We start from the raw sequence: 13758 nt of genomic DNA, 5'->3' as shown, positions 1-13758 counted from the left end.
GCAGCCTGTTTCAATGAAACCTTAACCTTGGTTCTGTGCTGCCAAGAAAGCGTCGATTTGACTTTGCACTTCTGCCTGAATTTTGTCGATGCCAGCTGCCTTCAGCTGTTTTTGCAAGGTCTCGAGGCCTTGAGCCGTATCTTTGACGAGGCCGTATTCAAGAGGAGTGCCATAGCGCATCATCACGTTTCCGACATTCGTGACTTCGTTCAATACTTTCGTGTTGTCGAAGACGAACGTTTCGAGTGGATAGTGGTAAACTTGACCCATCCATTTGTTCTCGATATCTTGCGCGGCTTGCGGGTAAGTCGTGTCAATCCGGTTGAGCGGAGAATTCCAAGCCCAGTTCGAGAAGGTGTTGAAATTACCGTATTTATCTGTCTTGGTAAACTTGTCATCGCCAACAGGCTCATAGTTCGTGCCGGCAATACCGTACATAATCAGGTCATGAAGCTTCTTGTCGTTCTGTAACAAATCAAGTACCATAAGCGCGCGTTCCGGTTGTTTGGACGTGGCATGGACTGCAATACCATTCTGAGTGGAGATCGCCGCCGATTTCTTGCTGTCCGGAGTAAGATCAGCCAGCGCTACCTTCCAATCCGGGTGATCCTTATTCACTTGAGCCATAATGCCGCCAAGCGCCGTCACGTTATGGGACATTGATGCAACTTTGCCTGCCTTGAAGTCGTCTGTCGTGCTGCTCTTGTTCGTCAATGCGTTACGCGACCAACCGCCATTGTCGGCGAGATCTTTATAATAGGTTAGGAGATCCTTGAACTCAGGCGTATCGTAAACGTTGAACACTTGTCCTTTGGCGTCATCCACTTTGTAAGCAAGCGGCACATCCGAAATAAAGTTCCAGTTATTCTTCTGTTTCAGCAGAAGAGAATCCAGATTGTGCATTTTCGTATTGCTCGCTTCCAACCCGTACGGCGTTATGCCTTTTTCATTCTTGGCAACTGTCTCCAGGTAAGCCTTGTAGGTTTCCGGGCTGTTGATTGGCGCAAGTTTATACTTCTCGAGCAGATCACCGCGGTACAGAATCAGCTTATCCGTGAACTCTTTGCTTTGGTTCTGCGGTACCATGTACACCTTGCCGTTTATACGCGCTTGATCCCATTTGACTTTCGGCATCGCAGCCCATGTCTGAGGCATGTATTTGGACAACAGATCGTCCGTTAGTTCAAGGAAGCCACCTTTAGTCGCTTGCGCATTGTACTGTGCCCAGTTCGAGGTATAGATGAGATCGAAATCCTCGCCCGCTGCAAATTTAAGCGGATACTTCTGAGACCAGTCCGACCAGTCAAGGAACTCTGCATCGACGGTTGCGTTTACTTTGGACAGGAGCTCCTTGTTAATCTCGCCGAAAACTTGATCATAGTCAGCCGGCTTCGGTCCAAGCATGACCATGCTCAGCTTTACCGTTTGGCTTGTGTCAATCGTATCACCGCCGCTACCCGTGTTTGTTTCATTTTTGGTTGCTGAATTACTCGCTGAGTTATTCGCTTTATTATTGGCTGTTTCGTTTGTCTTGCTTCCACATGCGCTAAGCACCATGGATGCTGCTAATACACCAGTCAGCGTTACACTTAATTTCTTCGTCATATTCCGTCTCTTCATCGTTGTTCCATCCCCCTAAAGTCATATCTAAATGAATGAAAGCTTTATAATAAACCAGGATTTCCTGTGTTTATCCTTTGACCGCGCCAATCGTAAGGCCTTGTACAAAATATTTCTGAATGAACGGGTAAGCGAACAGAATCGGACCGCATGCTACGACAGTCATGGCCATCTTCAAGCTCTCGCCTGGGATTTCGACCGCAATATCTCCGCCGGAACCGAGCATTGCTGTACGCATGCCTTCAAGGTTACCCAGCATTTGATACAGATAGTACTGCAGCGGCATCAGCTTATCATCGGAGATGAACAATAGCGCGCTGTACCAATCGTTCCAGTGACCAAGCGCAAGGAACAGTCCCACTGTCGCCAGAGCCGGCTTGGATAACGGAAGAATGAAAGTTGTGAATATTCGGAAATCTCCGGCGCCGTCGATCTTCGCTGATTCCGTAATCGCATCAGGAATGCCTGCAAGGAACGATCGCATGACAATGATATAGAACACGTTCACGAGAGTCGGCACTATTAATGCAGCGAGCGTATTCTTCATGTCCAGATAGTTCACGATCAACAAGTACCAAGGGACGAGCCCTCCGCTGAATAACGTCGTGAAGAAGAAGTAGAATGCGAAATAGTTGCGCCACTTGAAGTCCTTACGACAGAGCACATAGGCGGTCATCGAGGTTAGAAACAAACCGATTACTGTACCGATAATCGTCACGGTAAGCGTAACGCCGTATGCTCGAATGATGTCATCCGGAAATTCGAAGATGATGCGGTAAGCTTCCAATGAGAATACTTTGGGAATCAGTGTATAACCGCTCATGCGAATGGAGTCTTCATCGGATAAAGAGGATGAAAGCACGAGCACGAATGGCACAATACAGATGAGCGCCATGATCGTCAACGATACGAATGCGATGATGGCAAGAAGGAGGCGATCCTTCTGGCCGCCCTGTCTAACGGCTGCCTCTTTCATTAGGTATGTCCCCTCTCGATTTAGAATAATGCACGATCCTTGTCATACCTGCGCACGGCATAATTAACCGCCAAGATCGTGACAAATCCAAGCACCGATTGGTATACGCCAGCTGCCGAGGACATGCCGAAGTCATTCGTATTGATCAGCATCCGGAAGACAAACGTGTCGATGACGTCTGTTGCGGAGAACAACATACCGTTATTGCCGATCATGTTGTAGAACATTCCGAAATCGCCGCGGAAGATATTTCCTACTGCCAGCAGCATGAGGATGATAAACGTTGGGAATAGGTTCGGAACCGTCACCTTCATAATCCGCTGGAATACGTTAGCGCCATCGATTTCAGCTGCTTCGTACATCTCCGTATCGATGCTTGTAATCGCAGCCAAGTACATGACCGTCCCATATCCTAGAACCTTCCAGGTGTGGAAGAATATCAGGATATACGACCAGTACGCCGGCGTATTGTAGACATCGATCCGTTCCAATCCAAGCGAGCTTAGAAGACTGTTTATCGTTCCGTAATCGTAACTAAATAAGTTGTAAGCGATTGAACCGACGACGACCCACGAAATAAAGTAAGGCAGGAAAAGCGCTGATTGAATGATTTTCCGGAACCATTTGCCCCCGACTTCGAATAGCAGGATTGCTGCCGTCATCTGAAGCACGTTTCCAATCACCATGAAGCCAATGTTGTATAATGCCGTGTTCCGCGTAACCCGCCAAGCATCTCCGGACTCGAAGAAGAATTTGAAATTATCGAATCCAATCCATGGGCTTCCGAATACTCCGCCCGTGTAATTCAGCTGTTTAAATGCGATCACGATTCCCGCCATCGGCACGTACGAGAATAACAGGAAGAATAGTACGGTCGGTGCTATCATCAATAGCAGCGTCCTGTATTTTACAAGGTCGCGCCAGAAGGTAAATCTTCGTTCTGCCACTATGCTCCGCTCCTTTCTTATGTCTGGCTCCATTATAAGAAATTCGCAATATTCGACATAAGCAAGCGGTTCAACTAAAACTAATACAAATCCACGATCTTAACTAAACTTTTAACATCTTCCTATATTCGCCCGGCGTCATGCCGAAGGCTTGCTTGAACATGCGGTTGAAGTAGATGACATTCTTGTACCCGACGCGCTCTGCAATTTCATATACCTTAAGCTTCGGATCGCCCAGCATCACGCGAGCCTGCTTGATTCGGATATCGTTCAAGTAGTCGCTGAATGCCATTCCGGTCTCCGCTTTAAAGAGAAAGCCAAGATAGTTAGGCGTAAAATGAAAATGTGCAGCTACCTCCTTAAGCGTAATCTTGCTTATTAAACGCTCCTCCATATAGTGAATAATATCCGCAATCAGCTTACGGTCTTGCTTCCGCCGTTTATTCACCAAGAGCTCGGACAGCTCATAGAACCGTCTCCTCAGCCACGATACCAGACCGTTCATCGTCTCGAACTCAAACAATTCATTCGGTTGATTGGCATCCCAATTCAGAAGCTCGTATAAACTCTCATTCAGCAGCTGGAGATCGCTATGCAGCTTAGACGTTATTCGCACGATGAGGTCATAAGCCTCGCTCTTGCGAAGCTGTCCATGGTCCTGCCAGAATAACGCAAGCAGGCAATCGTCGATCTTCACGAGATCGTAGTCCAGAATGGCTTGCAGCATCTCATCGACATGCTTGGCCACATTGGCTCCAGCCGGCTTGCCTAGTGACAAGGCCGAAGCATGGCGGATGACGCGATCTTTGCCCATGATCCACTTGATGCTTAATGCCGCCTCGGCTTGTCGATAAGATTCATGGAGTTCTGCCTCGCCATATGCTCGATCTCCGATGCCGATCGTAATCGTGAACGGGAACGCCGCTTTAAACGCACGGATTAATCTATCCAGCGCTAAGTCGTTATTCTCCGCATTCGGAGTTAGCAGCACAAACCGGTTATCGAAACCGGTTATGCATTCACCTAGTTTTGCTTCTTGAACAAAGGATTTGAGGAATGCCTCTACGTTCTGCCACAGCTCACGTCGCTGCTCAATCGTCAGTTCCTTCGCGTATCGGTCGAATTCATCGGTTTCGATTAATGCAGTAAAGACACCTTGGACCAGATAAGGGGCTAGATAATCCGCGACCCGCTCCTCGGCTGGACCTGGTGACACCGCACGGAACCAACGAAGCAGCAGCTCACGTTGTACATAGGGGAGCGCCTCCTTCACGGTCGAACGTTTGCGGCGTTCCTCCCACAGTTTCTCGCACAATCCGGACAACGTGCTCACTAGATCGAGATCATCGACGGGCTTGATTAGATAAGCATAAGCCGTGAGTTTTATCGCTTCCTTCGCGTAATGGAAGTCCTCATGGCCGCTGATAATGACAATGCTGACATCCGGCTGAAGCTCCTTGGCTTTCCGCGCAAACTCAAGCCCCGACATAATCGGCATCTGGATATCCGTCAAGATGATGTCCACTTTCTCATGCTCCAGGATCGATAGGGCCGCGAAACCGCTCTTCGCCGTCCTCACCGTGCTCAACCCTTGAATGCCGCTATTCAGAACCCGGACTTGGAGCCATTCCAAGTCAATCGCTTCGTCGTCTACGAGCAATATCGAAATTTCTTTCATCGTTCTACTCCTTCTCCCAGGGCAGCTTACCCTCGTCAATCGTTTCATGGCCTTCCATCTGCAAAGGAAGCAGAAGCCGAACCGTCGTGCCGCCGCCATACACGCTTGCAATTTGCACGCCGTATTCAGGGCCGTATCTGAGCTTGATGCGTTCTTCCACATTCTTATAGCCGTACGAATTCGACTGCGCGGTGCTTCGAAGCACGCGATCGATCGTTTCTCGCCGCATGCCGATGCCCGTGTCGATAATTTTGAGCTCCAGGTTGTTGTTTACACGCTTAGCGATTAGACGGATGTCGATGGTCTCGCCGTACCAGGCGTGTTTGAATACATTTTCTACAAAAGGCTGATAGAGGAGCTTGATGATCTCGGCTTGCATCACTTCGGGATCCACATCTACAACCACATGCACCGAGTCGGCATACTTCACTTTCTGGATGTCCAGATAAGCCATGATCTGTTCCAATTCTTTATATAGCGGTATGAGCACCTGCCCATTGTTAAGCGTCAATCGATAAAAGCGCGACAGCTGTTTCACGGTCTCCGTGACCTGCTTCGTCTTGCCGAGATTGCTCAAGCTGCTGATCGTGGACAAGGTGTTGTATAAGAAATGAGGATTAATCTGCGCCTGCAGCGCCTCAAGCTCCGCCTGTTTCCGCTGGCTGCCTTGCATGTATACGTCCTGAATCAGGTTCTGAATGCTTGTCGCCATGGTATTGAAAGAATGCGCGATTAGCGCGAACTCATCATTGCCGTCCATAACCAGTCTTCGATCCAGATTGCCATCCTGGAAGGAACAGACATGCGAGACGATTCGCTTCATTCGCTTACCTGATAAGGCGGCTACGACGAGGCCGATTGCTCCCATAACGACGAAACTGACCACACAGATTAAGCCGATCGTAACTTGAAGCCGTTTCGCATCTTTGTTCAAATAATGATGAGGCACTTGAATTTCGATAATGAATGGCGATTCATCCAGCTCCTCGCGCAAGTTCAGGAACGCCGCGTCACTTTGCTCCTCCGTGCTCACCGGCTCTCGCGAATACATCACTTTATTGCTGTTGCGATCGAGAATACGGATGCCGATCCCCAATTCTTCCGGATATTTCGTTAGATTGCTCAAGAGATCATCGAAATTAACCGTAATCCGAATGTATCCAATGACGGTCTTATAATCGCCGAACGAGACAAGCTTGCGCAAATGGGATACGTTGCCGAGCTTCTGATCCGTGTCTGCTTGAATCCAGATGTTCGTGTCTTTCACATCTTTCAGCTGCTGGAACCACGGCCGTTTCGCGAGAAGGGAATAGGACGTGACGAAGTAATCGCTGCTACTGAAGGCGCCTAGGCGGTCAGTAGAATTCCCTGCATCGCCGATATCCGGATTGACCGCATATAACATCACTCGTAGCGGACTCCCGTACAGGTCAAGCGGGGCTTTCAGCGGTGGGAAAATATCGTCGATCATGGTGTAATACGTTTCCAGCCGGTCGCCGTGCTTCTGCAATGCCCTCTGAAAAGCCAAATTGCCAAATAACTGATCGGATATGCGCTGAATTTCGATCATCCGGTAGTCCACGTTATTCCTCGTTTGCTCGAGCGCCGCCTGAATCCCGGTCTCGGCCACCTCTGTCCGAGACTTTACGAGCATGCTGTACGATACGTAACCGATTACAAGGTCTGTGATAAGAACGAGCAGCAAATAGGGAATCATCATTTTGTAAGTGAAGGGCAAATAATTGCGGAATCGAAAAAGACGAGCCATGTGGATGTCACCTATTTCACAAGTAGTAGTTGAGAAGAAATTTGCGCATGAAAAACGAGGACGCCTTATTCAAGGCATCCCCGTTATAGTAGCAGTGCTCATTTCGCAACGCAAGATTTGTGCTTATTAGTTTCTTACTGTGCAAGAAAAGAAAATGATGATGGAATTTAAAGTTTGTTAGTGGCAGGAGTAAAAACAGACTTCCAACGAAAATCCGGTAAATAAGTTTTGTTCATCTACAACTATGGATTGCAGTTTTATCGTAGTGGTTGAAATAACATATATCTGTATCCGAAAAAAAGCGTATAATCCCAACGAACAGGTTACACGCTTCTAGCTAAAGAGTCTTAAGAAAAAATCCTAGCGACAGTAATAATATACTCAACGTCCTTTAATGGAAAGTTTTGAACCACTGTTACGTCTTCTCCAGATTTAACTTGAGCTATGTCAGGGTTTATTGGACGGCTATATGAATCTGTTGCAAAGCCATAAGAATCACCATAGGTTACAAGAGGATGAATATCAGCTTTCCCTGTTGGTAAATCTTTACCTGACTTGTTATTAGCTGTAATTGTTAGTTGAAACGTACCATTTTTAGATTCTTTTATTGAGTAATTTTTAATTTGAAATACATGGTCTATATTTCCAGGATAAAGATCATTCCCCTTAAATTCCTCAAACGATTTTCCTACAAGTATACTTTCATCATCCAATTCAAGTAGCTGAAGTTGATTATCCCAGTGATACTTTAGGCTCGTCGTATTTAAAAACAAACGTAAAGGTAAAGAAATTGCTCCATCTTTTATCACAGACTTCGTATCCATCACAAAGTTTTTACCATCAACTTGGGCCATCCCAGAACCTACAACGAATTTAAAGACATGCCCAAGCCAATTTACTTGAGCCGTTTTGCTGCTAGCATCGTAGGAGACACGCCCGCCGAACAATTCTTCAAAGACTCGAAGAGGAACAAGCAATCGACCATTTTTATCTATATATGGGGCAGTAGGATGAGTATAAAGAATATAGTAAGGACCAGCTTTAAGATATACATGTGAATAGGATGGCAAAGATGAGCTTGAAGAAGAAGTAGCTGCGGATATTTGGCTCACATGACCAAAACACAAAATTGAAACTACGGTGAGGAAAGCAAGCAGCATTCTTTTCATTTATTTAACACCTCTCTTCTATTTACTTTTGTGACATATCAATATAACGAAATTATGGACAATAATGTTACAGAAATTAACTCTCCTCTTTAAAAGGAAACCCCACGATAAATTCGTAGGGTGAGTAAATCTATTTATATATGGAGACTGCTCCAGATGCGATATGAATGTAGCTAGGAAGACAATCTATAGTGCCAAACCATCTAAATACTGAATCTTTGGGGTCTGATTTCCACTCGCTTGCGATGACTTGACTTATTATTTTCCACTAACACACTCAGCTTTCCACAACAAACTTTAATTTCTTTCATCTGAGGGAAATTAAAGTTCGTTAGGCAGGAGATAATTAAAATCATTGATGGAGATGTACAGCCCTTTAAAGTTCGAAGTGCATCGTTTTTTGCAATTCCTTTTTGCACCTTTGCTTTCAAGTCGCCAACTATGGAATCAAGCGAGGCACTAACAAGGTCGTTCGTTCACTTCAATAAAAAACCACGATCATTTGTTAATAAGCCTCATAATTTTATCAATCTCATTTTTCTTCCTTCTGAACCAGTCCTGTGACCAAATACGATGAATCTTCCATCCCAGTGTTTCAAGTATTTCCTGCCGTAATCGATCTCTATCCCTAGCCGTTTTAGACGAGTGATATGCTGCCCCATCGCACTCAATTCCTAAAATATAGTTACCTGGCTTTTCAGGATCAATAACCGCAAGATCAATACGATACGAAGAACATCCAACTTGTTTGCGCAGCATAAGCCCTCTCGCTGTTAATGCCTCATACACGTCTTCTTCTAATGGTGAATCAAATTCACCATCATTTTGAATCCCAGTATTCGAATTGAACTCACCACCGGTATGGGCATAGTATAAATAGGCTTTCAGTAATTGCGGTCCCTTCTTGTTCAACTTCGCATCATCCAGATCAGAATGTAGGATACTGGATACTAGCTTTATTTCATATCTCGCACGAGTCACAGCCACATTCAAACGACGTTCTCCGCCCGGTTTATTCAGTGGTCCAAAGTTATAATGAATGTTTCCATTCAGATCTTTACCATAACCAACACTAAAGAATATCGTGTCACGCTCATCGCCCTGAACATTCTCCAAGTTTTTAACGAAGAAATAGTCACTTTTACTATCGTCAAAGAATGATTCAATTCTAGAATCCTTGTATTGCTTACGTAATGAATGGATATGATCTAATATAGCTTGCTGCTGTGCTTCACTAAAAGCAATAACACCAAGGCTGCGTTCAGGTGACCGCCTAATATGATCAAACACCAGTTGTGCAACGGTCTTGGCTTCATTCAAATTACGACGGCTGGTGCTTCGTTCATACACGCCATCAGGAACATAAACCATAGATACACCATCATCCTTGGCATTGCTGGAACTCGGGAAGGTGTATAGCTCGTTATCGTAAATTTCACTGTTCGAGAACGCTATGAGCGATTCGTGTTTACTGCGGTAGTGCCAAAGAAGCGGCTTAACCCTCATGAATATAGATGCTTCTTCCAACACACTTTCGTAAGAATCATTGCTTTCATCATCTTCATCCATAAATTCCTCATCTTCTTCAATGGACGTTCCGAAGAATTTGGTTGGAGGCAGCTGCTTTTTATCACCCGCAATAATAATTTGTTTTCCCCTGAAAATCGCGCCTACTGCGTCTTCAGTACATAGTTGTGAAGCCTCATCGAAGATTACAGTATCAAACGAAATATTTGAAGGATCAATGAACTGGCTTACTGACATAGGACTCATCATTAAGCATGGCTTTAATGCAAATATTACTTCCGAAATTTCAGCGAATAACTTTCGAATCGGCTTATGTTTGGATTTTTTTGAAATCTCTCGTTTAAGAATTCCAACTTCATAAGTCAATTCAGAACTTGAAATCCGAGTTCTTTTGTTATTATTCAATATCGCATGGACACGTGATCCATTGGACTCCAGCTGCGATTTATCAAGTGATTTAAACTGTGTGATTAACTTGCCATGTTGATCAGCATTAAAGTGCTGTAATGCGGGTAATAAATCATAAGCATAGTCCAACCACAGCTTATAAAAGCGTTTCAGAAACACAGCTGAAAAATCTGTATGTTCGTTTATTTCCATTCTTTTAACTTCTTCTATAAACTCTTGAATCCCTAATTTATCCGCATCGGACAGAATTTGCTGAACAGCTGTCCATTCTTCTAATTTATACGAATCATTAGCCCAATTCTCCAAGCGTATTGAACAAGCCTTATAATCCACTTCTTTTAAGGTCTTCCCACCGAAGACAGTCGCTTCAGCTGGGAAGACAGATTGGAAGAATTGCAACAACGTCAAGCTATCGTAAATTCGCTTGCTAACTTTTTCTATTGTTTGGTTTGAGAATTCATATGATAGCTTACTTCTCGACTGAATGGCTTGTACGAGCTCTTCGGGAATCGTATCATCTACAACTTCCCTTAAACTTGTTGTCCATTCTAATGATTTAAGGATATTATCCCAATCAGTATCATAATCAGTAAACAAATCACCAAAGATAGATTTGAATAATGATTTATTCTCTTCAATTACATGCTTCGATTCCTTGTATTTATGAATGGATTGAAGATCATTGACCATCTCTTCATAGTTGTTAAACATCGTTTTGGTCGAATAAGAAAGTAAGGCTGACTTAGCATTTATAAACAAATTTGAAGGAACAATTGCTTTACCAATGACATTTCTCAATTCCACTATCGGAGCTTTATCGATTTCGCTCACAACATTCTTACTTAGCAAGCCTTTGGTATTTGAAGATACTTCTCTTACTACAGACATCGCACGATTTATCTTGTTATGGAGTGTAGATATTTGCTCCATTTCACTCATCGTTGCTTGCATCAACAGCAATTTGATCTTTTCTCCAGGTATGCGATTGACTGTAAGACAATGATTTAAATCTTCCATGAGAGCAATATTTGCTTCGAGTTCTGTCCAATCCGTATCCAAACCTTTATAGTTATCACCTAGCAACGAAACAATTCGAAGATGCTCTGAATCGATCCATTTTTTCTTTTTAAGAACTCGATCGATTAATTTTACATCTTGAAGCAAATCATTAAATTTCCGCTTTGCCGGTGATTTCAAATGGAAATTAAGAACCTTTTGATCGTTTCGGTACGAGCTTTTCAAAATTCTAAATACACTCGAATAACTCAACATAAAACGATCAAGCATCCCATTTAGCTCCATGCGATCTAATAGGTGACGTTCATATTTCTGATTGAAGAAGTTTATATCTGATTGATACTCCTCGATTATTGCCCGTGTTTCTAATAATGCGTCTTTAACTTTGTTAAATGAATCTACATCAAACCAATGCTCCGTAGGTCTAATACGTAGAGCAATTTTCTCTAAAATGGAATTAAATAAGCTCATACGCTCTAGATTAAAAGCATCCACATCAAATCCTAAAGTTTGAGACAAATCATTATTCATTTCTGCTAATTCACCTAGTGTGACGTTTAGCGAATTAAAATCAAATAATGTAGGCTGTGAATCCATAGTTAATTCATTTAAATAGCTTTCGTCAAGTAACTTAATTATTTCATCCCTAGTGTCCGCAAGCTCCGATACAACTTGATCAGAATCCAATTTCCAAACTTCTTCTTTATAATCAATTGCAATATTTTGTTTGGCTGAACGATAAATATCAAATTTCTCTATTGCTTCATTACATAATGTGTTTCTATACGTGAGATGCCCATCTTTCTTTAACCAATCCTCAGGTACAATCGGAATATGCTCAAGAAGATTGTTTAGCAATTGTAAATTAATAAAGTTATTTGGGCTTGCGTTCCATTTCAATCCCAAACGCTCAAAAAGACCGGTTAGCTCTTCGTTAATCGAGCCAAAAACACTGGCTAATCTCTTGAATTTAACGGTAATATCACTTTGTAACTCAAGAGTAAATTTCTTTACTTGCGAGCCGCTCCAAATATGGGTTCCGCTTCCTTTTAACACATAAGCATATTGACGCAAGCGTCCTAATAAGTCGTATAACTCATTAAGATTTGCGTTTGTAATGTTTCCTACCCCGTTAATTGCAAATGTAAGTTCTAAAACATCAACCATCTTGGAGAGCTCACCATGTGCCTGAAAAGCAGTTAATTGTAATGGTGGAACTTGTTTATGTAGTGCCTCCGTATACGAATTTAAATGCATTTTAATTTTATCAAATTGCTCAAAATTATTTTGTCCGGACTTAGGAGAAATTCTTTGGGTTAAAGTCCGATCCAACTCAGCGAGCACCGTCTTTTTATTCGTTGTATTACTATGAAGCTCTAAGCAAAAATCACCCAAATGTTTATCATCCAGGCGTTTTTTAACTACTTCTAATGCAGCTTTTTTTTCGCTGACAAATAGGACTTTTTTACCTTTAGCTAAACTCTCTGCAATAATGTTTGAAATTGTTTGGCTTTTGCCCGTTCCAGGAGGTCCGCTAATAATAAAACTTTTCCCGTTATTAGCAGCAAGGACTGCTTCTTGTTGACTGGAATCTGCGTCTAATATTTGAAACGATTCGACTGATTTTAAGTTTCGATCATGATACTCAATTTGATCTGCTTCTTTATTATCGTCACGATCATTTTCTTTCAACACTCCTGCTAATTTCTGTACGATCGGATGATTACTTATTTCCGATGTGAATTGTTCAAAATCCTTGTACATGACAAGTTTGCTAAAAGAGAATAAACCTAAATACGAGTCCGCAGTTACAGACCAGTCTTTATTCCCTTTAATTATTTCTTTTACATTATTTAAATACCCGATAATATCTATCTCGTTTTCATCCTCAATCGGAGGAAGTACAATCCCAAAATCACTTTTAATTTTATGGACAAGTGTTGGATTTAAGGTTAAGTCATCATCAAATCTCTCAAGAAAATATGGCCGATCTGAACTTTCTCTCCTTAAAGTAACCGGAAATAATAATAATGGCGATTTCATCTCAATGGTACTATCACGTGACTCTTTCCAGATCAATTGCCCGAAAGTTATGTATAAGGTGTTAACGCCTTTCTCATCAAGTGATGATTTTGCTTTTAGGCGTATACTTTGCAGTGCATTTTCTAATTTCTCAAATACAAATTGTTCAATGTCCTCATACTCGCCAACTTGTAACTCGTCCACTGCTGCTTTCTTTGCACGAGCCTTTTTTTCTTTATCAATAAATTTTTGAAGATCAACAATAGATCGGACCATTAACGCTTTATCATTAGATAAAGATTGATACATCATGTTTATATCGGTTTTAAACCTAATAACCGAAGCTACATTATCTTTAAAATTAATTAGTCTATTGCGTTTTGAGAGATCAATTAAATTAGTTTTCCATTTATGTATTTTTTTATTAAACGTTTCCGTTTTCACTCCATAAACTCCTTTTTGGTCACATATCCCCGATTATATCGATTGTCTATTCGACATTTTACTCATTTATTCCTCTGTTTCTAAGAATTCAATAGACCTGAAGATAGAGAGTACCTATGGAAGAAGATCAGGTACTCTAAAATAATTATGTTTCACCCTCCTGTCACAACTCAGAAATAAAC

7 protein-coding genes are annotated in these 13758 nt (G+C 42.7%); all 7 read right to left on the bottom strand.

Features of this window, described 5'->3' with window-relative positions; translation table 11 throughout:
• Nucleotides 1-21 precede the first annotated feature (21 nt).
• The 7 genes from AC0YNX_RS18260 to AC0YNX_RS18230 all read right to left on the bottom strand — a co-directional run bounded on the left by AC0YNX_RS18260 (nucleotide 22) and on the right by AC0YNX_RS18230 (nucleotide 13576).
• Nucleotides 22-1620, bottom strand: a complete 1599-nt coding sequence (locus AC0YNX_RS18260) for an ABC transporter substrate-binding protein (protein WP_475817134.1) — start codon at nucleotides 1618-1620, stop codon at nucleotides 22-24.
• A gap of 70 nt (nucleotides 1621-1690) precedes the next feature.
• Nucleotides 1691-2596 (bottom strand): carbohydrate ABC transporter permease, encoded by a 906-nt coding sequence (locus AC0YNX_RS18255; RefSeq protein ID WP_475817133.1) that lies wholly within the window; start codon nucleotides 2594-2596, stop codon nucleotides 1691-1693.
• A 20-nt stretch (nucleotides 2597-2616) separates the two neighbouring features.
• Nucleotides 2617-3483, bottom strand: a complete 867-nt coding sequence (locus tag AC0YNX_RS18250; protein WP_475817233.1) for an ABC transporter permease — start codon at nucleotides 3481-3483, stop codon at nucleotides 2617-2619.
• Nucleotides 3484-3646: 163 nt separating this feature from the next.
• Entirely contained in the window at nucleotides 3647-5221 is a 1575-nt protein-coding gene (locus tag AC0YNX_RS18245; protein WP_475817132.1) for a response regulator transcription factor, read from the bottom strand.
• A 4-nt stretch (nucleotides 5222-5225) separates the two neighbouring features.
• Nucleotides 5226-6989 (bottom strand): sensor histidine kinase, encoded by a 1764-nt coding sequence (locus AC0YNX_RS18240; protein WP_475817131.1) that lies wholly within the window; start codon nucleotides 6987-6989, stop codon nucleotides 5226-5228.
• Nucleotides 6990-7336: 347 nt separating this feature from the next.
• Nucleotides 7337-8158: a copper amine oxidase N-terminal domain-containing protein gene (locus AC0YNX_RS18235; RefSeq protein ID WP_475817130.1), complete on the bottom strand. Its 822-nt coding sequence runs from the start codon at nucleotides 8156-8158 to the stop codon at nucleotides 7337-7339.
• 498 nt (nucleotides 8159-8656) lie between these two features.
• Nucleotides 8657-13576, bottom strand: a complete 4920-nt coding sequence (locus AC0YNX_RS18230) for a DUF4011 domain-containing protein (protein WP_475817129.1) — start codon at nucleotides 13574-13576, stop codon at nucleotides 8657-8659.
• Nucleotides 13577-13758: the final 182 nt, after the last annotated feature.

It is taken from the genome of Paenibacillus sp. J31R98 (genome assembly GCF_056269245.1).
The sequence above is the reverse complement of the archived record's forward strand: the minus strand, read 5'-3'. Positions and strand labels throughout refer to the sequence as shown.